General features: G+C 38.4%; 24 protein-coding genes. 18 read left to right on the forward strand and 6 right to left on the reverse strand.

Features of this window, described 5'->3' with window-relative positions; translation table 11 throughout:
• Positions 1-172: 172 nt before the first annotated feature.
• The gene (locus CNR22_17855) at positions 173-631 is read left to right on the forward strand and encodes a response regulator (GenBank protein PBQ33559.1); all 459 of its coding nucleotides are present in this window, start codon (positions 173-175) and stop codon (positions 629-631) included.
• Positions 632-767: 136 nt separating this feature from the next.
• A complete protein-coding gene (locus tag CNR22_17860) occupies positions 768-1652 on the forward strand; it encodes a hypothetical protein (protein ID PBQ33560.1) in 885 nt (294 codons plus the stop codon).
• Positions 1653-1776: 124 nt separating this feature from the next.
• Here CNR22_17860 and CNR22_17865 read toward each other — a convergent pair whose 3' ends face one another.
• Complete coding sequence (locus CNR22_17865) at positions 1777-1998, reverse strand: iron-binding protein (protein PBQ33561.1); 222 nt, start codon at positions 1996-1998, stop codon at positions 1777-1779.
• Positions 1999-2249: 251 nt separating this feature from the next.
• Between CNR22_17865 and CNR22_17870 the strand changes: the two genes are divergently transcribed.
• On the forward strand, positions 2250-3479 hold the full coding sequence (locus tag CNR22_17870) for a hypothetical protein (GenBank protein PBQ34944.1): 1230 nt from the start codon (positions 2250-2252) through the stop codon (positions 3477-3479).
• Between the two features lie 28 nt (positions 3480-3507).
• Positions 3508-3954, forward strand: coding sequence for a hypothetical protein (locus CNR22_17875; GenBank protein PBQ33562.1), 447 nt, complete (start codon positions 3508-3510; stop codon positions 3952-3954).
• A gap of 44 nt (positions 3955-3998) precedes the next feature.
• Here the strand turns inward: CNR22_17875 and CNR22_17880 are convergent, their stop codons facing one another.
• Together CNR22_17880 and CNR22_17885 are read right to left on the reverse strand one after the other, a co-directional pair.
• Positions 3999-4667, reverse strand: coding sequence for a hypothetical protein (locus tag CNR22_17880; GenBank protein ID PBQ33563.1), 669 nt, complete (start codon positions 4665-4667; stop codon positions 3999-4001).
• A gap of 213 nt (positions 4668-4880) precedes the next feature.
• On the reverse strand, positions 4881-5603 hold the full coding sequence (locus CNR22_17885; GenBank protein PBQ33564.1) for a hypothetical protein: 723 nt from the start codon (positions 5601-5603) through the stop codon (positions 4881-4883).
• A gap of 85 nt (positions 5604-5688) precedes the next feature.
• Between CNR22_17885 and CNR22_17890 the strand changes: the two genes are divergently transcribed.
• From CNR22_17890 to CNR22_17935, 10 genes are all read left to right on the forward strand, one after another.
• Positions 5689-6717, forward strand: a complete 1029-nt coding sequence (locus tag CNR22_17890; GenBank protein PBQ33565.1) for an MBL fold metallo-hydrolase — start codon at positions 5689-5691, stop codon at positions 6715-6717.
• Positions 6718-6735: 18 nt separating this feature from the next.
• On the forward strand, positions 6736-7041 hold the full coding sequence (locus CNR22_17895; protein PBQ33566.1) for a hypothetical protein: 306 nt from the start codon (positions 6736-6738) through the stop codon (positions 7039-7041).
• A 136-nt stretch (positions 7042-7177) separates the two neighbouring features.
• Entirely contained in the window at positions 7178-9046 is a 1869-nt protein-coding gene (locus CNR22_17900) for a hypothetical protein (GenBank protein PBQ33567.1), read from the forward strand.
• 86 nt (positions 9047-9132) lie between these two features.
• Positions 9133-9726, forward strand: coding sequence for a TetR family transcriptional regulator (locus CNR22_17905; protein PBQ33568.1), 594 nt, complete (start codon positions 9133-9135; stop codon positions 9724-9726).
• A gap of 57 nt (positions 9727-9783) precedes the next feature.
• A complete protein-coding gene (locus tag CNR22_17910) occupies positions 9784-10248 on the forward strand; it encodes a hypothetical protein (GenBank protein PBQ33569.1) in 465 nt (154 codons plus the stop codon).
• Between the two features lies 1 nt (position 10249).
• A complete protein-coding gene (locus CNR22_17915) occupies positions 10250-10579 on the forward strand; it encodes a hypothetical protein (GenBank protein PBQ33570.1) in 330 nt (109 codons plus the stop codon).
• Positions 10580-10692: 113 nt separating this feature from the next.
• Positions 10693-11520, forward strand: coding sequence for a hypothetical protein (locus tag CNR22_17920; GenBank protein PBQ33571.1), 828 nt, complete (start codon positions 10693-10695; stop codon positions 11518-11520).
• An 85-nt stretch (positions 11521-11605) separates the two neighbouring features.
• Positions 11606-12430, forward strand: coding sequence for a Maebl (locus CNR22_17925; protein PBQ33572.1), 825 nt, complete (start codon positions 11606-11608; stop codon positions 12428-12430).
• Positions 12431-12544: 114 nt separating this feature from the next.
• On the forward strand, positions 12545-14332 hold the full coding sequence (locus tag CNR22_17930) for a chloride channel protein (protein ID PBQ33573.1): 1788 nt from the start codon (positions 12545-12547) through the stop codon (positions 14330-14332).
• 22 nt (positions 14333-14354) lie between these two features.
• Positions 14355-14666 (forward strand): hypothetical protein, encoded by a 312-nt coding sequence (locus CNR22_17935; protein PBQ33574.1) that lies wholly within the window; start codon positions 14355-14357, stop codon positions 14664-14666.
• Positions 14667-14681: 15 nt separating this feature from the next.
• Here the strand turns inward: CNR22_17935 and CNR22_17940 are convergent, their stop codons facing one another.
• Positions 14682-15461 (reverse strand): hypothetical protein, encoded by a 780-nt coding sequence (locus tag CNR22_17940; GenBank protein ID PBQ33575.1) that lies wholly within the window; start codon positions 15459-15461, stop codon positions 14682-14684.
• Positions 15462-15541: 80 nt separating this feature from the next.
• On the opposite strand from CNR22_17940, the gene CNR22_17945 reads away from it, so the two are divergent.
• The 3 genes from CNR22_17945 to CNR22_17955 are packed head-to-tail and all read left to right on the forward strand — an operon-like array spanning position 15542 to position 19205.
• On the forward strand, positions 15542-16273 hold the full coding sequence (locus CNR22_17945; protein PBQ33576.1) for a hypothetical protein: 732 nt from the start codon (positions 15542-15544) through the stop codon (positions 16271-16273).
• 7 nt (positions 16274-16280) lie between these two features.
• Positions 16281-18437 (forward strand): sodium:proton antiporter, encoded by a 2157-nt coding sequence (locus tag CNR22_17950; protein ID PBQ33577.1) that lies wholly within the window; start codon positions 16281-16283, stop codon positions 18435-18437.
• 57 nt (positions 18438-18494) lie between these two features.
• Entirely contained in the window at positions 18495-19205 is a 711-nt protein-coding gene (locus CNR22_17955) for a hypothetical protein (protein ID PBQ33578.1), read from the forward strand.
• Positions 19206-19216: 11 nt separating this feature from the next.
• Here the strand turns inward: CNR22_17955 and CNR22_17960 are convergent, their stop codons facing one another.
• Positions 19217-23689 (reverse strand): hypothetical protein, encoded by a 4473-nt coding sequence (locus CNR22_17960; GenBank protein ID PBQ33579.1) that lies wholly within the window; start codon positions 23687-23689, stop codon positions 19217-19219.
• 50 nt (positions 23690-23739) lie between these two features.
• On the opposite strand from CNR22_17960, the gene tsaD reads away from it, so the two are divergent.
• Complete coding sequence (gene tsaD / locus CNR22_17965; GenBank protein PBQ33580.1) at positions 23740-24843, forward strand: tRNA (adenosine(37)-N6)-threonylcarbamoyltransferase complex transferase subunit TsaD; 1104 nt, start codon at positions 23740-23742, stop codon at positions 24841-24843.
• Between the two features lie 150 nt (positions 24844-24993).
• On the opposite strand, the gene CNR22_17970 is transcribed toward tsaD, so the two are convergent.
• Entirely contained in the window at positions 24994-26259 is a 1266-nt protein-coding gene (locus tag CNR22_17970; protein ID PBQ33581.1) for a hypothetical protein, read from the reverse strand.
• Between the last annotated feature and the right edge of the window lie 128 nt (positions 26260-26387).

Raw genomic sequence — 26387 nt, forward strand, 5'->3', positions numbered from 1 at the left:
CCATAATTTCAGACAGTAAAGTATAGTTACTAAACAAATGAAGCAATTCTATGCAATGAATTAAACAAAGAGATTTCCAAAAACAACTTAAAATTCCCGATTCTGGAAATCCTATCTGTTTAGAGATCCTCACAAGCCTTGTCAGTAAAGGGTTTGAGTATCCGGCACAGAAATGGTTATCTACTACGAAATAGAAATCATGAAAAGTAAAGACCCCCTTAAAATTTTCGTAATCGACGACGATGTAATGACGCTTAACTTGTTGTTACAACATTTAAAAAATATTGGGTACAACGATGTAACCCCTTTTGAGAAAGAACATAACGGACTTAACAGCCTCTGCTTTAAACCGGATGTGATATTTATTGACTACCAATTGGAATTGCTGGACGGTCTGGAGCTCTTAAAAAGAATTCGCAGAACACACCCAACGACTTATATCGTCATGCTTTCAGGCCAGTCAAATATCGACGTGGTTGTAAACTGTTTCAGATATGGAGCTTTCGATTACATTATCAAAAACAGCAACCAGGAAAGTCGCATTAAACAAGTACTGGATAAAATAAATGAGGAGAGAAAAAAAAATGACGAAGAGAAATCGCTGTTTCAAAAGATCAAGAACTTATTTTAAAAGTCGCCGTCTTCTTCCTGGCCTGCATCTGAAATTAATTCACTGACAGTTACTCAGAAGGGTTTCAGCGGCGATTGTTCAGTTTTGGAAAAACCTTTATCTTCGGATTTCAGAACCCAAAAATTATAGAGGATTTATGATTTTAGTTGATGCAAAAGCAGTTGCTCACTCTTCTTTATTGAAGAAAACAAGTTTTTTCATTTTAGTTATCTTATTTCTGTTTCCGGCCCACGTTATAGCCCAGCGGAAATTTATTCATTTCTACAGGGATACTGTTATTGCATGTGGTGAGTACAGTGTAACAACCACAACTACTTACCTGCGCAGTGGCTTATTTTTAAAGTCAACAATAAGTATATATAATCCTACGGATCACTATCTGGTTTTAGATTACCGGTCAGCTTATGCCATGGGCGATAACGGTATTCCGGTTAAATTTTCAAACAACGAAGATCCAACTTTTTTGCCTCATGGATCTTACAGGCAGCGCTTGAAATTTAAACCTATGCCAAATACGAAGTTCGTCACTTTTCATTTCCCGAAAGTTTATGTCACGAGTAACACAGGCAAGGGATACGAGCCAATAGACCTTCTGAAAAAAATTGAGGCCATCGAAAAAGTCGGCAACATTAGTATACAGGTTTTAAAAATGACCTATTTTGATGAACAGGTACACATTAGAGTCCGTATTCGTTATGAAGGAGATAAATTTTTGGCGATAAAATTCGATAACATCTGTATTGAAGGGGATAAGAGTGGCAAGATTTTTAATAAAACCAGAGCCAATCACCGGATGCACCATCGAAAAAGTGAATATCTTGAAATGGCGACTTTAAAATTTCCCATTAAGCCTGGAGAAAAGCTTGGTAAAACAATTCACTTTCAAAATGTTTTTATGGAGTATACGCTCAGGGAACAGGAAGGTTTTTATTTAAGATATACCTTGCAGTGTGAGGAAAGCGTTGATGCGCCGTTAAAAGAGGAACTGAAGAAAGAGGAGTCTACTGAGGAGAAAGAGTAGCTGATAGTTTAAGTCGATCGTTTAGAATAGAAGGTGTAAAAAAGCGATCGCTCTAATGCAGATTAAACCTGGGGTTAAGATCTGTTCTACGGGAGAGATCGCTTTAATAGAAATTTCCTACAGCTTATTTTTTTGGAGGCAATGCAAAAGCAGTAGCCTCGTGCTCGAAATGCCCGTTATGAGCTCCATCGCAAAAGGGTTTGTTTTTTGACATGCCGCAACGGCAAAGAGAAACGATTTCACGTCCGCCCAGATCATAAGAGTTTCCGGTTTTATCCACTATTTCAAAATCACCTTCCAGGCGCAGGGATCCGTTGTTGTTTACTGTGATTTTAGTTTTAGACATATTGGTTTTTAGTTTGTGCGAAGATACTCAATTAAGCTTAACAGGATAAAAACGGATGCAGCGCTCCTGTATATTTGAATGGGAATAGTTACCGGTTTATAAGAAGAAAGCTCCACTTAAAAAAAGTCGCCCGCTTTTTGTACCATTTTCATTTTTTTTGAGTTTATAAGTAAAAGTTGTTTTTGTTTCACCTTAAACCCAAGTTTATGACTACCAGCTTGCTTTACTCTAAGAACCACCATTTCTCCAGACTGCTATTCCTGATTTTTTCTTTTTTATCCGCTCTTCATCTGTTCGCGCAAACGGAGTTTAAAACTTATGATAAAGGGCTTATATATTCTTCTGAAACCATGGGTAAACTCGAACACATTGTCGATTCTTTGAATTTGAAATATAAAGTATGCGATGCCAATAAAGTTTTTTTCTCTAAGAGCCAGACCCTTGCTTATGTTGTAGTAATGGAATCAGGAAATGTAAAGAGAGCAAAAGAAGCTATGAAAGACAATGTCACTTTCGAAAAATTTAAGAGTGAATTTCCTGAAAGTATCATTAGAATAAATGTTCTTGTTTTAAAAACTACTTATAACCGCAAAAATAAATCTGTCGTGGAGTACAGTGAAGTCGATTTTAAAACGGGGCGGGGTATGGAGATCGAAGTAAGTACTAAAGATAATCCTTCTGCAAAGGATGTCAAAAACCACTGGATCTTCGAGTATTCGAAACGAACAGAGTATTCTGAAGAATCTCTTCGGGCTTTTTATTTCCCCGGGAATTTTAAATCTGAACCTTTAAAAATGGAGTATAGCAGAATGATTGGTTATGCAGACTGCCTTATAGATACCAACACCACAAAACTTTTGAAAGACGCATCAGAGGGATATGTTTTGCTTCCCGAAAAGTGGAAGACTATGAATCAGGCAGAAAAAGAAAAATTATTAAAGGACATGCGTTCAACATATGTGATGGGTCAATGCAGCATGGATAGCCGTCCCAGAGAACACGCGATGAACATAGCTCTTTTATCTGCGGAGACAACGAACTGGGAAGTGTTCTTAAGATCTCATCTGGATATAATGAACGACCGTTTCGATCGCAGATCAGATGGGAGCTATGCATATGCCAGACGGAAAACTTATATCAAAGAACTCGAAGAACTTAATATTGACGTAGCCCACCTACTACTCGGTATATCTTTAAGAGTTGAAAACCCTGCTTCAAATCATTATTATGGCACCATCTGGCGTTTAGGAAGAGCCATTTCAGAATCGCAGCAAAGAAAACAGTTTGAAGATAAGATGCTACAGTTACTTGAGGACAATGAACTGGATGTTTATAACAGAGCACTCGTGTTTTTTCTTTATAAAAATTACCTGGTTTTTTTGGAGGATAAGTCAGAAAATAAATTAAGTAAACAACGCCTGGAAGTTTCTGTAAAAAAACTTCCACCATTTATGCGGGAGCACATGACGGTGGAAGACTAATGTTTTTAGTATATTTTGCACGTTAAGGATGCCAAACTTTTTTGTAGATTTGCAAAACCCCAGGTCTCTGATTAGTATGAACACAACCCTTAGAAAAACGCAGCTTTCCTTCAGTCACGATGTACTGAATATCAAATTTGTAGAAAATTCTGTGATCGAAGTGGAAGATGTTATTTTTATTTACTGTTACGCAATAGAAAGGTCGAAGGGGAAACCTTACGGCGTATTATTCGACACTTACTCAAAACATGAACTTACCGAAGAAGCAATTCTTTATTTTACTAAGAGCGCGCAACTTAACAATGTGATTGCTATTGCTTATATATCAAAGGATCTGATCAGTAAAATAAGATTAAGTCTGCTAAAGATTTTTGAAAGGCCTCCAGTAAAGATCAAATTATTTTCAGATGAAGAAAAGGGAAGTGAATGGTTGATCCAGGAAATTGAGGCTCTGGAGGTAATGCAGAGCGCCTAATCTGCGTTGGTTGAGAATAAAGCGAATGAGCCACCTTAATTAACCTACATCCCCGCGCCTGGCTTTTTATAAAGAATGCTGATGGCCTGACTTTGTTCGCCTAAAGCAAGAACTTCTTTTTCTTCTGCATTACTCATGGTTCCAAGTCTAACCGGCAAACTAGCACTTTGATAAGCTTCTTCTCTCAAGTCTTTAGCCAGCCTCATATTGTTTTGTGCAGAAAAAATAAGTTTACGTGTTTTTACCATTTGAGGCTCTTCTAATTTTACACTAACAATTAATTTTGTAATAGTTTCTTTATTGCTATTGAACCTTACCTGGTTCATGGCTCCAAAAATTTCAGAAGCTTCAATTTGTTTCACTAAACATTTGTTTTCAAATTTTGCCGACTCAGCAAGAAGCTGGACTTTTTCATTTCCGGTTTTTGTTTCCGCTTCTTTTTTTAGACGTCTTGATTGATAGGATAAGGCTTCCGCTAATTTTAAAAGTTCTGTACGATCGCTTTCTCCTGTGAGATTTGCCGTTTTAACAGCCAATTCGTTTTCTGCACTTTGATTATCTACAACTGTTTTGCCACCAAGCCGAGTAAGAATGCGTTTATTTTCGGAAGATGTACCAGAAGTTTGTGTTGACTCTTTTTTTTCTGTTTGTGCGTTTACTTGAAAACTGAATAAAAAAGTTGTAAAGATGAAAGAGTAGATATATGATTTCATAGAGATTTGTTTTTTGCGTGCTTGAGTGTTTACGGAGAGAAATTTTTAAAGTTTCAGCATTTAGACGAAGAGCGGTAATGTATAGATTTATAGGCCTTTTAATACTTTTAAAGGAAATGGAAGAATTTTTCAGAAAAAACACAAAAGTTAAAATGGTAAAAGAAATGTTAAAAAGAAGCCTGGGAAAGAAATGCCGCTTGGCACTTTAATGATTTACTTTTTCGTTTTAGAGGAAACTTTTACTTCGAGCTCTTTTAGAATAGCGTCGAGTAAACCTATTTCATTAAAAGATTTTGGAAGTCCCATGGTTTTGATGCCATAGTTTTTCAACTGATTGTATGTAGTACTTCCAATAGCAACAACTTTTTGTCCCTTTATGAATTTGTATTTTTCGAAGTAGGCTTTTGCATTAGACGGACTTGTAAAAACTAATACATCCGCTGTAGGAATTTCAAAGTCTGAACATTGGCTCGTTTTATAAACAAATAGATTATGGCAGATGTTTGTAAATGACAATTGTTTTTGAATGGTTTGCAACGAATCAATCGCCTGCGGAAATAAAACAGTATCGTCTTTAATAAAATCTGCAAAGTCTTTGGCAATTTGCGTTACATCCACACCATCACCAATAAAGTCTGCTTTCTTTCCAAACTCCGCTAAATACTCTGCCGACACCGCACTCATCACGCCATATTTTACATTGGCACTTACTTCCGGGTTTTGGGCAAAGAAATATTTAATAGCATTTCCACTCGAAAAAAAGATCCATTGCGTAGGAGGCGTGTGTGTAAAACGAATCTGACTAATTTTAATCAGCGACTCATGAAGCACCTCGTAACCCAAAGAGTTCAGCTTAATCAAGATCGGACTTATAGGAGTCAGGTTCCTGGAGATAAAAATAATTTTTTTATCAGAAGAAACGTCAGCAAGCGTCATAGAGAGGGGAGTATCTTTGTGTTAATGTTTGTGAGGGATAGTACAAATATAAAAATATTTAAGAAATTTAACCCTAAAAAGAGATATGTCATTAAGCATTTACGGCAAACTCCCTTCTGGTGAGCGACTTAGAAAAATTAAAAATTCCGCGAACTATAAAAACGGATCTTTTCAGAATATATCGAAAACAAATGCTATGGCTGAAGATGCCTCCTTCTTTAAAACCATGCGCGATTTTTTGAATAAAAATAAGAATGTACGACCACCAAAAGCTCTTCCTTTTATAAAAACAGATCTTAGAAAATTGCCAGATGCTCAATCGACACTCGTATGGTTCGGACATTCGTCTTATTTGCTAAAACTAAATGGCCAAACTATTCTCGTGGATCCGGTTTTTAGTGGAAATGCCGCACCTATATCTTTTATGATAAAAGCATTTTTAGGGGCCGACGACTATCGTGCTGACGATTTTCCGAAAATAGATGTTTTACTATTAACTCATGATCATTACGATCACCTCGATTTTAAAACGCTTGTTAAACTAAAATCCAAAATAGATAAAATTGTTTGTTCTCTTGGAGTTGGCTCGCACCTTGAACACTGGGGCTTTGATACCAAAAAAATAAATGAGTTAGACTGGTGGGAGAATTTTTCTGACGGTGATTTTTCCTTTACCGCAGCTCCGGGGAGACATTTTTCGGGACGTGGACTAAAACGTGGCCAAAGTTTATGGTCTGCTTTTATTTTAAAAACGAAAGAATTCAATTTGTTTTTAGGCGGTGATTCAGGTTACGATACGCACTTCAAAACTATTGGTGAAAAATTTGGTCCGTTTGATCTTGCAATTCTTGAATCGGGGCAATACAATACTACCTGGCCTAACATACACATGATGCCGGAAGAAACCGTGCAAGCCGCACTGGATTTAAAAGCAAAAGTTTTGTTGCCAGTGCATTGGGGCAAATTCAATTTAGCACTGCATGCGTGGGATGAGCCTATAAAGCGGATTCTTAAAAAAGCTGAGGAGTTAAAAGTGCCAGTAACCACGCCTAAAATCGGAGAGGTTTTGGAAATTGGATCTGCACCCATTACGGAAAAATGGTGGGAGTTTTAATATAAGGCAGATTAGAAAATGAAGAAAAGTAGAGTAAAACATAGTGCATTTGTAAAAATCTGTTTAAACGGACACAAATATTACAAAAACACCAATTGCCCCACTTGCCCTATTTGCGAGGCAGACGGTAAACCTAAACATGGTTTTATGTGTGGTCTTTCTGCTCCTGCAAGGAGAGCCCTTGAAACCAATTCTATTAAAACCCTCAGGCAACTTTCTCAGTTCAGTGAAAAAGAAATTCTTGCATTTCATGGTATGGGTCCTGCCTCCATTCCAAAACTCAGACAAGCACTAAATAAAGAGGGTTTATACTTTAAGAAATGATTTTTTCCCGCTGCAAACGGATAAATAAATTTTGACTTAAGTCAAGTTTGAGAGCAAAATAGGCTAAAACCTTCTTTATTGAGACGAGTGGTTAGAAAAGAATTGTCATTAAAAGTATATTTGTGTTTTGCAATAAATGAAAGCCTTTTTCTTATCTCTTTTTTTCTCACTGGTTGTTTCTGTTAACGCTCAGATCGTAAATGCTTATGCGAAAGTAACAGCCGTTACAAACTCCAGTGTTTTAGCAGTATCCAACGTTAATCAAACCAATCATACTTTTTTGGCCGGCGAAAAGGTTATTGTGATGCAAATGCAGGATGACGTGATCGGCACTACAGGCAATGTAAGCGGTTTTGGAAGTCTCGGAACTATTGATAATGCAGGGAATTTCGAGCTTGGTACTATTTTGTCCAGAAATCCGGCAACAGGAACCCCCACTTCTATTACATTGTCGTCAGTATTAGGTAATACATATAATATTGGCGCAAACACTTCGGTGCAACTTATTACTTTCAGGGATTTGGGAACCAATTTTACTACTACGTCAAATATAACAGGTTTGGCATGGAACGGAAATGTAGGTGGCGTTATCGGAATTTATGTCACAAACACACTGACTTTAAATCATTCGATTGTTGCTGATGGCATTGGCTTTACCGGGGGTTCTCGTTCCAGCGATGCTGATGAAGCTTGCAGTAGCGGATCTTACAGAGTCAATGACGCCAATAAAGGTTATAAAGGAGAAGGCATCTATAAAAGAACAACAGCGAATCAAACAAATGGTCGCGCGCGCATTTTAAATGGTGGTGGAGGTGGATCAGAGAACAACTCTGGCGGTGGCGGAGGAGGAAACTATACTGGTGGAGGGGGTGGAGGCTATGGTTATCAATGCAATTCGGGAAATACAGGGTCAGGCTTTGGAGGAATTGCACTCAGCACCTACATAAGCGCGAGCAGACTTTTTATGGGCGGCGGCGGCGGCGGCGGGCAAATGAATAACACTAATGGAAGTAATGGCGGTAATGGTGGCGGCATAATACTTTTAAAAGCGAATACACTGATTACAAATACTGTTTGCGGCAGCGCCATACGGATTTCTGCAAATGGCTCAGCAGCTACAAATGCCTCTAATGACGGCGCCGGTGGTGGCGGGGCCGGAGGCAGCATCTTATTGCAGGTAAACACATTTTCAGTGAGTTCTGCCTGTCCCCTGGTTAACAGCGGGAGCGGCGGAAACGGCGGGAATGTTACGGATGGTGCCAGTCACGGCGGCGGCGGTGGCGGCGGCCAGGGTGTAGTGTTATATTCTATTCCTCAGCCAACATCAAACATCACTACTTCAGTATCTAACGGAGGAGCAGGCGCTGATAACTCCGGGGGCAGCGTAACAGCTGGCAGCGGCACAGGTGTTAATAATGCGGGCATCGTCGCAGCAGGAGCAGGGCCTTTACCGATTCAACTGGTAACTTTTTCCGCTGAGAAAGAAAATGGAAAAGTGAAACTAACATGGTCTACAGCAAGCGAAACCAACAATGCTTACTTCACCATTGAAAAAAGTGAGGACGGAATAAATTATTCGGTGGTTGGAAATATAGACGGAGCAGGTACCAGCAGGACCTATAGAAATTATGGGTATTACGATTCAAAGCCTTATAGCGGAATAAGTTATTACCGGTTAAAACAAACCGACTACTCAGGCAAATACGAGTATTCACCCATTGTGAGTGTAAGATTCACAGAAACACTAGTCTTTTCTGTTTTTCCTAACCCTGCAGGGATAGACGAACCTATTTATATAACGCTCGATAAAAAATCGGGTGAAGGAGGCATAACATTGGCTTTGTATGATTTAACCGGTAAAATCCTTATCAATAAGCTTATAATCACTGACGGAGAAAGAGAAACGTCTGTTAGGCTCGACAACTACGGCATAGAGAAAGGTATTTATATTCTTAAGCTTGACAACGGCACCAATAGTGATTTTAGAAAATTGATCATCCGATAATAGTGTATCGCTTTTTGCAGCGTTCAGGCATTCTCTCTTACTGAATATTATTTTTATTTTTGCAAAGCATACCAATCAGTATCTTTATGAGCAAAGCAGATTCCACCCGTTTAACCATACTTCATAAAGCTTTCGAACTTATTTACAAAAATGGTTACCAGGCTACCAGCATTGACGATATTCTTGCAATGACCAAGGTTACAAAAGGCGCCTTCTTTTACCATTTTAAAAATAAAGATGAAATGGGGCTGGCACTAATTAATGAAGTAATGTACGAGGCGATGTACCCGTCTCTCATTTTTCCTTTATTAGATGCCAAAGATCCACTCAAAGAAATTTACGCGATGATGAAGGAGCTGCTGCTGGCAAATCCATTTATGCAGGTAAAGTATGGATGTCCCGCCAATAACCTCATCCAGGAAATGGCACCCTTGAGTTTACGGTTCAGTAAATCCCTTTCAGTACTGGTAGATCAATGGGAGAAGGCCCTGCAGGCTGCTCTAACGCAGGGTAAAAAAGCAGGACTCGTTCGGAATGACATAAATACAAAACAAGCCGCTAATTTTATCATGTCAGGTTACGGAGGCGTTCGTATTCTTGGACGACTCCATTCAGATAAAAAAACTTACACCGTTTATCTGAAAGAACTGAAGCGTTATTTAGAGGAAATGAAATACTAATTCAATAACATACTAATTGGTATGTTTTGTTTATATTTGTCCGGTAATTAAAATTTCATGTACACCGGACTTTTATTTTTTCATTCGTTAACGCGTTGGTTTTTACTGATAAGCCTTGTGTATGCTATCTTAATAGCATTCAGAGGTTATTTTTTTAACAAAGAATTTTCGAAATGGCATAACGCGATAAGGCACTGGACGGCCACTATTGCGCATATACAGTTAATTTTGGGAGTTATTCTTTTTATTAAAAGTCCTATCATCCAGTATTTTTTTAAGAATTACCAGGACGCAAAGACCAACGAAGAAATTTCCTTTTTTGCCCAAATTCATAGTCTATTGATGTTAAGTGCTGTAGTGCTTATAACCATTGGTTCAGCAGTGGCAAAACGAAAAAATACTGACAAAGCGAAATATAAAACTATGTTAACCTGGTTTTGTATTGCTTTATTTATTATTCTTGTAGCACTACCATGGCCCTTTTCGCCCCTGGCAAGCAGACCTTATTTAAGACCACTTTAAAATGACAGATTTAATTAAAACTCCCTTAGGCCGTTTGCGCATCATCGCTTTTTTAGAAGGCGTATCCTTATTGATACTTGTGTTTATTGCTGTTCCAATGAAGTATGCTTTAAAAAACCCGATTGGTTCTGAAGTAATAGGACCTATACATGGAGCACTATTTTTACTTTTTGTATTTAGTGCCCTAAGTGTTGGTTTAGAGCAAAAGTGGCAGTTCAGAACCACTACCTGGAAAGTTTTATTGGCCTGTGTGGTTCCGTTTGGGACATTTTACATTGACAAGAAAATTCTAAGGAAACTTCCTGAAGAACTTGCTTCGGAGAGGGACTAAACGCCCGGATAGAGGTAAGCGTTGGCGGTCTAATATTTTTATATTAGTTGTATATTTAGCATTACATCCTGGCGCATGAAAAATAAATTCATGAACCAACATTCAAATTAAACATGAGTAAAAAACTAATTTTAATATCCGGAATTTCTCTGATCGTAACTTTATTAAGCTCGTGCTACCGCGTTAAACCTGATGCCGGCGAAGAAAGTGTTTTGGTTTACAAACCTATTATATTTGGTCACGGGGGAGTAGACGATACGCCGGTTTCTACAGGTGCTACGTGGGTTGTATTTACTACAGACCACAAAGAGTTTCCCATAACTCCTATCACCATTACAGAAGATTTCACCAATATGATTCCGTCAGACAATACTCCGGTTTCATTTATGGTGTACTTAAAATGCCAGATCAGGCAGGGGCAGACGCCCATTCTCTATAAAAAATTTGGAGCAGATTGGTACATACATAATTTGCAGGCCAGTTTTCGCACTATGGTGCGCGATAAAGCCAGTGTATTTAAAATGTTTGATCTTGCATCAAAAAGAGAAATCTCATCGCAACTGGAGAAAGATATTTTTAAAGATATTTCCCAGTACGCTGCAAAAATAAATCTGCCGGTAGATATTATGCAGGTTTCGATAGGAGCCGTAACTCCACCAGAGCAGGTGCTTACAGAGACTAAAAATACAGCAGCACAAAATCAAAGCATTCTTACGCAAAAAGCACGGGCAGATGCCGAACTATCAAGAAAACAAGCTGAGATCAATAAAGCTATTGCCGACATGGCGTATCAGAATCAGATGAAAATGACTATCTCAGAATATTTGCATCTCCGTCAGTTAGAAATTGAAAAAGAAAAAGTAGAACTCATAAAGGATAATAAGAATGTTTCTATTATTTTCGGCGGCAATAACCTGCCTATAACTTATCCCGCTAAATAATACTCTAAAAGCGCTGTAATCAAAATCTTTCTTCCAACCAGTACTTTCAAAAATCTGCTACCTTTATGCAGATAAAATTGAAAGCATGATAGATAGCAATAAAAAGATCGCCGTATTAATTGATGGCGATAATGCAGAAGCAAATCTTATAGACCAGATTTTAAATGAAGCATCTAAATTTGGTCGTGTAACCGTGAAGCGGATTTATGCTGATTTCACTATGCCACAAATGAATTCGTGGAAAGACAAATTGAATATTCATGCCATTCGCCCGATTCAAAAATTCGCCTACACCAAAGGGAAAAACTCTACCGACAGCGCTATGATCATTGATGCCATGGATATTATGCATTCAAAAACGGTGGATGGTTTTTGTATTGTATCCAGTGACAGTGACTACACCGGTATAGCGCATCGTGTTAGGGAAGAAGGTTTGTTTGTTATGGGCATCGGTAAATCGCATACGCCTGAGGCTTTTGTTAAAGCTTGTGATAATTTTACCTATACCGAAATTCTTGCGCCAAAACATTCTAAGGCGAATCGTAAAGCGGAAGAAATGCAGAGAGAGGAAAAGCGTCCAGATAAAAAACAAAGTCCAAAAAATATAAAGCAACAAAAATCAACTGCTGAACCAAAAAGATCGGGCTTGACAAATCTCGTTACAAAGGCGCCCATTGATATTGATTTGGTAGACAGTGCTTTTGAGATGGTTTATGATGATATTACCGGCCAGGCTTTAGCCAGTCAACTAGGCGCAGCGCTTAAAAAGGTAGATCCCACTTTTGATATCCGTAATTATGGTCATTCCTCGTTCCGTAAGTTTTTAGAAGCTCTGAAACCTAACTTTGACATTGTTTCCCGCGATGATAAAAACGGGCAGATCTCCGTGAAAAGAGGTCATTCTGGTTAAAGTCTTTTGCAAAAAAAAGTCGAAAGAACACTGATATTGGTCAAGTATACCGTATTTAATAAAAAAAACGCAAATAAAACAACAGGCATTCAAATTGTAAAGTCTTATTTTTGAATGCCGATGAAATTTATCTTTTCGCTTCTCTTTAGTGGGAATAGACTCATTATTTGGATTCAGCACAAACTGAGTCCAAAACAATTCCTGATCTTCAGTGCCATTCTTATTGGTTTAACTGCGGGGTTTGGCGCTGTATTGCTAAAATTGTTCGTGCATTTTTTATTGCAGCACATTGCTGTAATTTCCGGGAACAAACAAATTTACATTGCGATGTTTCCCATTGTGGGTATAAGTTTATGTGTACTTTATATACATTACTTAAACGGCAATAAACTTGGAAAAGGCATTGCGAATATTTTACATGCCATTGCGAAAAAGTCGAGTATTCTTCCCAAAGATCAAACTTACAGTCATATCATTACCAGTGCGCTAACTGTTGGCTTTGGAGGATCATCCGGATTAGAGTCTCCTATTGTTACTACCGGTGCATCTATTGGTTCAAATTTTGGACGCATTTATAAACTAAGCTATAAAGAGCGCACACTGTTATTAGCCTGCGGCGCGGCGGCGGGAATTGCCGGGGCTTTTAATACGCCTATTGCCGGTGTTCTGTTTGCCCTGGAAGTTTTAGTGGTAGAAGCAAATATCACTGCCTTTATCCCTATTCTTATTTCTGCTGCTTCGGGAGCCTTGTGTTCGAAAATTATTTTGCAGGAAGAAATTCTTCTCAACTTTACACTGCGAGAGCCTTTCGATTATAAAAACGTGCCCTTTTATTTAATGCTCGGACTGCTTTGCGGCTTTTTTTCATACTACTACGCGCGTACTTTTTTAGCAACTGAAAAGTACTTTAAGCGCTTTGAAAATAACAAGATTCTTAAGGTGGCTATTGGAGGCACGGGACTTTTCTTTTTGATTTGGCTGGTGCCGCCATTATTTGGTGAAGGGTATAACAACATTAAACTTCTGGCTAACTATGATGCGGTAGATGTATTCAAAAATTCGGGACTTTCTTTTATTCGCTTTACGAAGCCCATTTTATATTTGTCTTTAATTGTAGTGGTACTCCTAAAGCCTGTAGCCACCGCTTTCACGGTAGGAAGCGGAGGCAACGGGGGCAATTTTGCGCCCTCTTTATTTATGGGGGCCTTTGTAGGCTTCCTATTCTCTTCTCTTATTACCGATCTTGGCATTCCTTTACCGGTAAGTAATTTTACCTTGGTGGCGATGGCGGGAATTTTGAGTGGGGTATTTCATGCGCCGCTTACCGGAATTTTTATTATTGCTGAAGTTACCGGTGGCTATGAGCTTATTATTCCTTTAATGATTGTATCGGCTTTAAGTTATGCGGTTTCCATTTATTTTATGCCCATGAGTATCGACATGCAGAAGCTGGTAGAGAAAGAAAAAATTATTACCACAAATATGGATTCCTACCTGTTAAGTAACATCGATCTCGGTCAATTTGTAGAGAGCGATTTTTCGGAGGTGAACGATGGAGCAACCCTACGTGGTCTGGTTGATTTTATAGCCGTTTCGAAGCGAAATATTTTTCCGGTGTTAGATAAAAATTCGGGCTTAAAAGGATTAATCACGGTAGATGATATTCGTGAAGTAATGTTTAAACAAGAGCTTTACGACAAGATAACCGTGAGGGAATTAATGCGCAGGCCTTCTTATATCATCACGGAGAAAGACGACATTCGCTCTGCTATGAAATTATTTGACGAGTCGCATCTCTGGAATATTCCTGTAGTAATTGACGGGGTTTATAAAGGATTTATTTCGAAAAGTACTATTCTTGAAAAATACCGTGAGGTTTTGATTAAAAGTTCTTTAGATTAATAGTGTAACCTTCTTAAAAAAAATGCGTTATTGCAGCACAAATCAGATTATGAAGCTTCTTTTAAAACTCTTACTAATTCTCTTCACTTTAACTTCCTATGAAGGGTATTCACAGGATGGTATGGGGGGAGGAAAGAAAAAACACTTTCGCAGACATAGGAAATATAAGAACTCTTATAATCCATATCTTGAAAAAAAAGGGAAGAATAAACCCAGCGCTAAATTAGCCAGGGAAAACAAAAAAGATCTTCGCAAAAAAAATAAGGCAATCAAAAAACAAAAGCGGCAAAACCGGATCAATACAAAACACGGTAAGCCTGCCAGGAGGCCTTAAAACTACTTAGGCAATTTAGTTTTTCTTTTTTTTAGGTGTGGCGCTTAGTTTACCGCTTCTCCACGCAGAAATAAATTCAGCCCATTTAATTGGATTCAGGAGATTGTTCATGGGTTGTTGTCCCGATGTATATATTTTGGTGTAATAAGCATTCATCACATACTTATAGTTTTCAGAAGCGCTGGCAGTTTGGGTTCTCTCAAGATAAGACAACTCTTCGCGGGTAAGATTTTTGTCTGCGCGGTCTCTATCAGTATCATTCAGATCAAGAGCAAGGAAAGCGCGTTTAAAATCTTCTTTTGATGGCCATGAATAAATTTCAACCATAGGCAAGTCGACTGTATCTTTTGTAAGTACTTGTATGGCGTAGTAATATTTTTGGCGAAGCGTGTCCGAAATTTTATAAGATCTGTTTTTATGCGTGATTGAAGAAAATTCAAGTTCGTCGCCGGGTTTAATTATCATGCTGAAAAAACCATTCACCAAACTTACCGTGCCACGTTCTGTTCCTTTCACAACAATAGAAACAAAAGGAATAGGAGTAAGACTATCCTGGTCAAGAACCATTCCTGAAAATTGAATTAACGGAAGAGTAGAAGTAGCAACAGCTTTGGTTTGCGCCTGACTGATGGACACCATTATACAAAATGTAAGTAATAAATTTAATCCGCTTTTCATTTTAAAATAGTTTTTGTAAGGCTTGGTTTTGTTAGTAGTATGGTGGTATTCTATCGGTGGTTGTTGTTGCTGCTTAGGTGGCCGGTCTGGCTCTTTACGTGCTATAAAAATAATCATAGTTTTGAAGGGGCAAAAACTCTTAACAAATTTTGGGCGCACCCTTTTTTTAGCTTATCTTTAGAGTAACTTTGTAAATAATGTTGAGATTTTTTTTATACCTGGGCTTTATAGTTTTGCTTAAGCAGGGTGTATTTGCGCAGAGTCCTCAGCGCACAGGCAAACCACTTGCCAAACCCCAGTTAAAACCGGCACCAAAAAAACATTCTCGCACCACCAATCTTGCATTTGGTTTGGGCGTTACCCGCAGTGTGGTTTATTTAGCCCGCAATGTAAAACCCGACAACGATGCTACGGGATTGCATAGCTCTGTGCTTTATGGCGGAAAAAAACTGTTCCGTGTCAGTCTGGAATACACGCGTTACAAAACGATTAATATTGAACCTACCTGGTATAATATCAGAGCCAGTGTTATAGAGCTGAACGGGCATTTGCTCGCAAGATTTAAAAGTAATAACGCCTATTTTTATCCCTTGTTCGGCATTAGCTACAATCTTTTTTCAGGAACATATACCGGTATAAATGATTATCTGAACTTAAGTAGTCTTTATGCAAAGAACCAAAAAGTAAACACGCGCTGGTGGGGCTTTAATATTGGAACCGGCTACGAATTTTATTTTAAGCCAGGGAGTTTGTTCCTTGATTATAAAATGCGTGTAGGTATAACAGAAGGCAAAAAACAATTGAATATTCAGGACGTTTGCATTACCGCGGGTTTGAGGATTAATTTAAAAGTGCGTTCACTCTACGGGATTTTTATCTACCGTGGAACACGCAGCCGTTACATGCTCGATAAAAGCGACGAGGACTGATTTTTTTATGAAAGCATTACAGGAGTATTTATACACACTCAATCAATTTTTCAACGCTTATCTCCCCTTAAAGAATCCGGTGCTTATTCTGGCACTTACGCTTCTCATAATTCTTTTCTCGCCCTTATTATTCAGGCGTTTTCGTGTGCCAGGCATCATTGGTTTAATTCTTGCCGGTGTTTTTATTGGTCCGCATTGTTTTCACATTATAGAATCCACCAACAGTTTCGAACTGCTTTCAAAAACAGGCTTGTTATACATTATGTTTTTGGCGGGGCTGGAAATTGACATGCAGGAATTTAGTCACAACCGCTCTAAAAGCCTGGTCTTTGGAACTTTTACATTTTTAATTCCAATAGTGATAGGCTATTTTGTTTGTGTCTATATTTTCCACTTTCCCATCTGGTCATCGGTTTTATTAGCGAGCATGTTTAGCACTCATACTTTGTTAAGTTATCCTATTGTAAGTAATATGGGTATTGTAAAGAACCGTGCAGTACAGGTAACATTTGGAGGTACTATCATAACCGATTCTGCAGTACTTATTTTACTGGGAATTATTACGAATGTTGTAACCGGAGAAATAAATGGGGCCTTCTGGTTTAGAATTGCCGTGTCTTTGAGTCTCCTTGTCTTTTCAACCTTATATCTTTTGCCCCGTATCAGTCGCTGGTTTTTCAGGAATATTGAAGCCCAGGCTAGTTCACATTATATTTATGTATTAGCGGTTGTGTTTATTTCTGGATTTTTAAGTGAGTTGGCAGGAGTAGAACCCATCATCGGCGCTTTTCTTGCCGGGTTAGGATTAAACAAAGTAATTCCGCACACCGGCATCTTAATGAACCGGGTAATTTTTATTGGAAATACTTTATTTATTCCTTTCTTTTTAATTAGTGCGGGAATGCTGGTAGATCTGCGCCTGTTTTTTAAAGGAACAAACGCTTTAGTGTTTGCAGGAATTTTATCTGCGGTGGGCGTTCTTACCAAATACCTTGCAGCCTGGTTAACCGCTGTGATTTATAAATATACCAGGTACGAACGCAATATTATTTTTGGATTAAGTGTATCGCATGCCGCTGCAACACTCGCTATTATTAAGGTTGGTTTTGATATAGGACTGTTTGATCAAAACGTTATCAATGGAACCATTATTTTAATTTTGGTTTCCTGCCTTGTCAGCTCTTTCGTTACAGAACGTGCCGCCCGTAAAATTGCTATTCTTGAAAAAGAGGTGGTAAAAAAAGGGAGCGATAGAATTGAAAGGATACTTATTCCGGTAAGTAATCCTGACAATATTCAACGTCTAATAGATCTTGCACTTCTTATTAAGGATCAGAAATCCATTGAGCCTATTTATCCTTTGTCGATTGTGGAAGACGATGCTGATGCTGATGAAAAAATAAATCTGGTGCGTAAAGTCATCGAAGGCGTTGCTGAACAAATAGCGAGTGGCGATAAAAAAGTAGAGGTCCTGAAAAAGGTTGATTTAAGTATAGTTGACGGAATCGTCAGAACATCCAAAGCCTACAATATTTCTGATATTCTTATCAGTTATAAAGCGCAGCAGGGCTCCGGAGGTATCTTCGGAAATGTAGCGTCTAGTCTTTTGGCAAAATCAAAACAGGCCATTTTAATCTCCAAGATTTTGCAGCCTCTTAATACTTTTCAAAGAATAGTGGTAGTCTTATCTCCCAATGCAGAGTTGGAAAATGGGTTCTCTCGTTCTGTAAATAAAATCAATGCGCTTTTAAAACAATTGGGAAGCAATGCTACTGTTTATGGAACGGTGAGCACGCTGGATGCGTTTGCAACAGTGATATCGGATCGTAAAAAGGCCTTCTACAAGTACATTAACCTGGAGGCTTTTGACGACGTTCAGGAGTTAAATGCAGTGAAGGAAGATGATTTGTTTGTGTTTTTGAGTGCACGTAAACAAACCCTGAGTTATGATTACCATGTAGATGAAATGTCGAAAAAATTACATAAAACGAATGAGTTTACCAGCTTTATTGTGTTTTATCCCGACATCTCAAAAGCCTTGCAGGAAGGTCGCTTAAGCGATATTACTTCTACTTCCATCGATCAGCGTTACGTGCAGGTGAAACAATTTACAGGTAAAATTACCGGGATCTTTAAAAAAGATGAAGAAGAGGGTCAGGGCTAATACTGGCATACTTTTCGCTTGAAATTATCTTTTGAAATAACTAGTTTTGCCAGCCCTATGCATTTTGACTATACATACATTATTCTTTTCGGTTTCCAGATTTTTGAACCGATGGTATTGGTAACAAACACTATCTTCTTTATTTTATGTGTACTCTATTTTGCAAGGCTCAATAAGTTACCACATCTTTACGCGAAACAAATGGCCTGGTTCATGTTAATGCTGGGAACAAGCAGCGTATTTGGTGCTGTGGGACACGCCGTGCATATGCAGATGGGGGACATATTTTTTAATGTTATAGTATTCTTCATGAATGCTTTTAGTTTATTGTCTATCTATTTTTGTTTTCGGGCGGCCTATACTTACTTTAATCTTCAAAGGCTACCTAAAAAAAAATATATCTACGTAGCAATGGCTTATGTTTTAATCTTGCTGGTTGTAAGTGCTATCGTTCGTGATTTCACTATCATAAAAGTTCACGCCGGAATAGTATTGGTTTATTCTTTAATTGTGCATTACCTCGTTTATAGAAGGTCACAGGAGAAAGGAAGTCAGCTTGTTGTTCTTGGAATACTTCTTTCTTTTCTTCCCATCATTGTACATTCTCTCCATTTTTCCATTGACGAGTGGTTTAATTATAAAGATATAGCCCACACCATCATGATAATTTCGCTTATAGTAATCTATAAAGGTGCTTATAAAATTTCCAGGGGATTGCCTTCTAACACGCAGCCTGATCCTGCTTCAAGGTCAGCACTAAAGGTTTGATTAAGCCAGAATTAATTCGCTTTTTTGGCGGCTTCTTTTCTTTTTAGTTTCGCTAAATAACTTCTATAGAGGGTGCCTACCGTTTCAAATTCAACGCGGTAAAAGATCCCTACCCCCTGCGTATAATAACCTCCGGCCAATGCGCTTTGCAGGTTGTCGTTGGTTTTATTAAATCCTTTTAATCTCAAGCGGCCATCCGGCGATAATTTATAATCGATATTCACATCACCAATAAGAGCATTGGAGTTGTTTTTATTCGTGTTATTGTTTACTCCAAAATTGCCGTCAACACTTACTTTATTGTCTAAAAATTGTTTGCTAAGGGCAAGATCAACAGACTCGCCACTTGTGGTATTTGCAGGTCTATAGTTTAATCCCAATTGTAGATCGCGGATACCGGTAAGTGTTCCAAAGTAGGTATTTAGAAATTCACTTACCCTGTTACTCAACAACTCGCTACCGGTTGAGGTTGCAGCGCCTCCTGCGGTAACGCCTCCACCGTTGGCGTTATATATAAGAGGAGTGGTAAATGTTCTGAACAAAAGAAAAGAAAATACCTGCCTGTTTAACTCGGCTTCGTCACTTAAAACACTTGCAATCTTTGTGCGTTCGTCGGCTGTTATGTTTGGAAAGTCGATCTGAAAATTAATGTTCGGAGTGAATAATTTTCCTGTAATAATAAGCTTGCAATCCACCGGAGTTCTTGTTTTTGATGAGTCGTTTGTGAGTGGCGCAACTGAAGCTCGCTGACGGTAACTGGCAATTACGTCGATGTCGGCACCCAAAGGGTTGCCGGCCCACGAAATGCTACTTCCCGCTTCAATATCAAATTTTTTGTTGATCACATTTTCAAGGGTGAATAAATAATCGCCGTCTGTAAAAATATAATCACCTGTCATCTCAAATTTACCAAGGGTGTTAACCGTTAGTAGTAAATCGCCCTGGCCCTGTACGTTTAAAACATCCCCGGTTGCTTTATCAATTATAATTTGTACCGCTGCATCAGGGGTTGCATGCAACTTCATCTCCAGGTTAAATCCACTTAACCCCGTTTCCTTTTTAACCACATTGGTGTCTTTTCTTACAAATTGAATAAAATCGCTTTCACTTATTTCGGCAGGACCATCGAGCGGAAGATAAAATTTACTGCCGCGGTTAGTCGTGTTTTCAATCTTCATAAAAATATTGTTCAGGAAGCCGTAAACCTCTACTCTCCCGGTTCCAAACACTCTTCCATAAAATGTGGAATTTTCTTTTTCGGAAGTATTCAGGATCAGCATATTATTATAGCTTATATCATAATCTATTTTGAGCTTGCTGAAATTCTGATGGAAGATATTTCCGTTTATCATCCCTTGCGAAACTTTAGTTCCTTTTTCGCGGATAGACATATCTGAAAAACGGATCTGATCGGGCATTACTTCTATGTCACCAACAATATTATAACTTACATTGGTGTAATCAACCTTTACCTCACTTCTGAATAACCTGAATTTTCCGTCAATTTTAATGTCATCAGGAGTGCCATGTATTTTTCCGGCACCATTTACAAAACCATCTTTTATTTGAAGGATGCCTTCCAGCAGAGGGTTTAAGAGTCTCAGATTGGCCGGCTTGGCGGCGAAATCAAGGTCGATGGATTCAGGTCTCTTATCTAAATAATAAGTTCCTTTAAAAGAAATGTTTTTTGATGCTTCACCGCTTTCATCTATAATTCCCAAAGAAGTAAAACCACTAAGTTTGATAAATTTTTCAGCAGTATAATACGTAGTGTTTACCTGCAAGCTCCCAACAAGATTGTCGTTTATTTTTAGTTCGGAAAGGACCAGGTCTCCGTTAAATGCAAAATTATTATTAACGTTAGAAAGTGTAATGTTTCCATTCATCTTACCAACCATCTTAAGGCTAATGACCTGCAAAAGGGGATTAAACTGTTCGAGAATGACGTTTTTTGTAGCAACCAGTAAACTGTCGCCAACGAAAGGAGAAAGATTACCTGCAACATTTATACTTTGCTGTTTGTTGACAATTGACATCGGACCAACAAAGAGGCTTCCGTTTTTTGCTATGCTGATGGTGTTGGGGGCCGACAAACTCCATGTGCTATCGTTGAGCGTAATAGAAAGTTGTTCATTCGTAAGATTGATACTTTCGTTTTCAAGCTTTACCTGGCCTTTTATCTGACCTTTGTTAGAAGGTGATTTTAAATTATCCCAATCAATGGCGTAATTTGATTCTTTGTCAATGGACTTTACTGCGAAATTAAAATTGTCCATATTTAAACTATCAGCCAGGTGTAAGGCCTTTCCAGAGGCTTCGGCAAGAACCGTGTTTTGATTTTCATTCAGAATAAAAACAACATCGGTCATAAACATAGATTTATAATCCAGCCGCGAAGAATTAATTTGTACGTTTAATTTATTTTCAGCCGCATTAAAATTACCATCCACAATACTTCCGGTGCTCACCATCAAATCAGGAATAAAGAGCTCATTGATAGTTTTGAATTTTTTGATTTTAATCTGGAAGGAAAGCTCATCGCTGTATTTTTTATCTGTCTTAGGCTTAGCAAAGTAACCGGGATAGTAGTAGTAAAGAAAAGCTTCAAAAGCAGGTTTGAGATTCGTTACCTCGTAGCGGCCATAAACGGCAGCGTTGAGATATTCTGTACTTAACCTGACTTTTTTGTCAGGCGTATTTTGCTCCATTTGAATGTTGAAAGTACTGAGCTTAAATGTTCTTGTTTTGGTTTTATAAATGGTATTATCGAAATTAATTTGCCCGCTTAAATTATCAAGATTATCACCATTTATATTTAAGAGTATTTGTGACGATAAAATACCACTGTCGTTTTTATTGGTGAAGTGGAGCGCATTCAGATTTAAAGCATTGATAGTAGAAATGAAATCCATTTCCGGAAATTTGTCTTTAAAGTCAATGGTGCCGTTAAAATCAAAATCAGCATTAGGATCTTTACTTGTTAGCAGCCCGCTAAACAGGGCCTCAGAGATTTTTCCATTCAGGTCGATGTTAGTATAGGTGTAATTATTGAAATTGATACTCGCTACTTTTCCTAGGAATTCTGCTTCCAGGTTTTTCACATCTATGCCTTTTCCTTTTATCTCTGTATTTACTGTCAGGCCGTTAAAATCGCTCTGACCCAACAGTGTTCCAAGATTAAAGTTTTCAGTACTTATTTTTCCGTGATAGGCAAGTTCTTTTGCTGTTTCACCAAGCTTAATACTAAGTTGGGTGTTTACTTTTCCTAAAGCTGTATTAAACTTTCCGTAAGTAGTAAAGTCGCTGATAAAGCCGTCAAATTTTCCTTTATAGTTTACGGTACCTAATCTTTTTAACTCTTCAGGAAGGCTGATTTTGTTATGATCAGAAAAGGGGTAGGAGGGAATATGAATAATATCGGAATAATTTGTCGCTAATTCCTTGGCATCAAAATGCAGGAAGGTGGAATTAATGTCTGGCAGGCCGCTAAGCGTTAGATTGCCTTTAAATTGTGTATGCGCTCCGTAAGACAGATGGATGTTTTTTAAAATCATATCGCTCACGAACCCTTTTACTTCACCCGAAAGGCGCAGCGTTTCATCTAATCCATTCAGTTCGCTGGTAAAACTCGAGATATCTGTAAAACTTACAAAGGTGCTGTCTTCCAGTTTACAATTCATCTTAACTTTATCAATAAAATCCGGATAGTCGTCCCAGCTGTTATAGGCAAAATCTATTTTTCCTTTTACAAATGTTCTTGGGGTTTTAAGATTTATGTTTTCGCAAAGTAGCCGGTGATCGCTGATTCTGGCGCGCGTAGAAAGATGGGAAACTTCAAAACCGCTTTGTTCCTTTGTTCTGAAATCGGCAAGCGTGAGTGCAATGGTGTCTTGATCTAACTTAAAGTCCGAGACTTTTCCATACGTTTGTTTTAACCAAATGTCATCGAAATTGATGTTGTGATTCACAGGAGTTACATACTTTTCATTGCGGTAAACAAAAGCAACATTATCGAGAAACATATCTCCAAAGCTAATGTCCCATTCTGCTTTAGAGGTAGTATCTGCTACGCCAGAATCAAAATAGTCTATAAAATGCTGATAATTATAAGTGGAGTCCCCCTTGTATTTTATGAGTTTTGAAGTAGCGTTTTTAAGAGTGATTTTATCAAGACGAAGCGAATGGTTTTTAAAATCAAAATTTTTAATATCCACTAAAATGTCTCCGCTAAAAATGGTATCTTTTCGTTTATCCAGAATAAAAACACCTTGAAGATTGGCGTTGGAAAAAAATTCAAGACGGATAGTGTTAACATAAACTTCGCTTTGCAGTTCTGAGCTAAGGTAACTCGTGGCTTTACGGCCTAACCAGGTTTGAAAAGAATAGGTTTGAACGCCAAAATACAAGCCTGTAACTACCAGAATAATGAATAGCAGCAGGAGTCCCGATGTTTTAAAGAATATTCTTGTAACTTTGCGAAGCATACGGCTTTGGATAAAGATAAGGCAAAAAACCAGCTGGCATGGGCTAAAAAATGCAAAATGTGAACACCTATATATTAGCAATTGAGAGTAGCTGCGACGACACCTCCTGCGCTGTATTGCGCAATGAAGCTGTATTGGCGAATATTACCGCAAATCAAAAAATACACGAGCAATACGGTGGAGTTGTGCCTGAACTTGCCAGCCGCGATCACCAGAAAAATATTGTGCCAGTGGTGGACGCTGCACTTAAAAAAGCTGGAATTGGTTTACACGAGCTACAGGCGATCGCAATAACGCGGGGGCCAGGTTTAATGGGCAGTTTGCTGGTTGGATTGTCGTTCGCGAAGTCTTTGTCGCTTGCTTTAAATATTCCACTGATTGAAGTAAATCATATGCAGGGCCATATTCTTGCGCACTTCATAAGGGAAGAGAGTCAGGAGCCTTTACTAAAGGGAGGTATGATAGATTCGGTTCATCACACTGCCACTAAACCCGAAACAGAAGATAAAGAACAAGAAATGGTTCCCCAATTTCCTTTTCTCTGTCTAACGGTTAGCGGGGGACATACACAGTTAGTGAAAATTACGAATCATTTAAGTTTTGAGGTGATCGGGGAAACCATTGACGATGCCGTTGGTGAAGCCTTTGATAAAGCTGCAAAAATTTTAGGATTGCCTTACCCGGGTGGACCGATGATTGATAATTTGGCAAAAGAAGGAGATGCAACAAAATTTGTTTTTGCCCACACAAAAGTCCCGGGACATGACTACAGTTTTAGCGGAATTAAAACATCGTTTTTATATTTCATTCAAAATAATTTGCAGAAGAATCCTGATTTTATAAAAGAAAATCTCCAGGATATCTGCGCTTCTTATCAACACCACCTCATTACGGTATTACTTAAAAATGTTAGAACTGTTTTAAAAGAAACAGGAATCAAAGAGTTAGCAATCGCTGGTGGAGTGAGTGCAAATTCAGGCTTGCGGCGCGAAGTAAAAAAACTGGAAGCGGAATTAGGAATTACTGCGTTTATTCCAAAATTTGAATATTGTACCGACAATGCGGCTATGATTGGTATAACGGCTTACTATAAATTTTTAAGACAGGATTTTTCTGATCTTGCAATTACTCCTTTAGCGAGGATGTCTCTTTGATTTCCATAAAAAAAAGGAGCTGCCAGGTCAGCTCCGATAATTTAATTGGGTAAAAGTCCTGGGTTAATGCTTAACTGATTTGTCTATCAATTTTAAATGTTGATTTCGCTGTTTGATAACGGCAGAAATTGAATTTAGATACAAACTCTCTTATTTATTTTTTGCGTTAAATCCTATAGATATTCCCAGGCGAGATCCATGTCTTCCGGGAATATAGAAGAGATTCACAGGCATATTTAATCTTCCCGATTTAAAGGTTCGTCCTATGGCGAACACAAATCCCGTGTGGGCAGTAAACTCACCTCTACTATCCAGACGTTCCATCACAGGATAAGGGTTTTTGACAGAACCATTATTTGTTTCCCAGGAGGATTGCAGTTGCCAGTTATTGTTTTGATCATAGTAACCTTTCGAAGTCGTTATAAGATTAATTGTTGGGCCCAGTGCGAATTCCCAACCATGCACATTATCTCTGAATCCATGTAATAATGTAAGACTGGGAATAAAATAACCCTGGTCGACACCGGTGATCATGGGAATAAATTCAAACAAGGCCTGAAATCTTCCTTCATTTAAATATTGTTTTTCGAACTGGTAACCAAATTGAAACATCAGGGGGATGGCGTCAAAACCTCCGCTGGTCTTACTTTCCATTAACCGTGCAGCCATCTCACCTGTGTAAAATACGCCGCCAAGCCTCGGTCCATCCAGGCAAAGTCGGTCCTTGCCCGGATTATTGATAGTATTATCAAACTCCGCTTGTTCTGTTAGTTTTGCTATGAGATCTTTGCTTACAGGGTATCCAAACATTTGTCTCATGGCAACACTGATGATGTTTTGTATTTCTTCGGGAAAATTCAGAAACTCTTTTACGTAAGTTTTTTCTATGCTTTTCGATCTTACATCTATCAAACGTAAGGTCACAACAATGGTTTTACCATAACGCTCCACACTTCCGCTTAACATCTTCTCTGAACCAATGGTGTTGCCAATTTCTACAAGACATAATTTTCCGAAGCAGCTATTTACAAATTGTTTATTACGCTCGGCAAAAAAGGTACTGTTGTATTTATCTACCAGCTCAAGTGTATCTTTTCGTTCAAACAAAGAGTTGGGTGTTCCGCTGATTTTGATCACTTTGTAACGGTTTTTGGCGGCTAAAGAGTCGCTGTACGCTACAGAAGCAAATCGTGTTTTCTCCAATAAATAAAGAATGTCGTACTTATCGGTTACAGCAAAAGTATCCAGCTTTTCAAGCTCTGTTCTCACAAGGCTTCCCATAGATTGCGTGCTCATATTTAGTCCCTGCACATCGATGTTCAATACGGTTAGACTTTGTTTTTTGTTCTGCGCTTCCGAATATAACGTTAAGCTAAGAAGAAAGCAGGTCATTATTTTTTTTAGAGGTGTTTTCATTTGTGTTGGTATTAGTTATCCGGCATCAAAAGTAGAGCGTTTAAAAGAAGGGTTGTAATTGATAAATGCAAAGGAGTTTTGAACGATAGTAATTTTTGTCGTTGACGATTTTTTAGCAAGAATTTGTT

Source organism: Sphingobacteriaceae bacterium, from assembly GCA_002319075.1.
Lineage (GTDB): Bacteria > Bacteroidota > Bacteroidia > B-17B0 > Aurantibacillaceae > Aurantibacillus.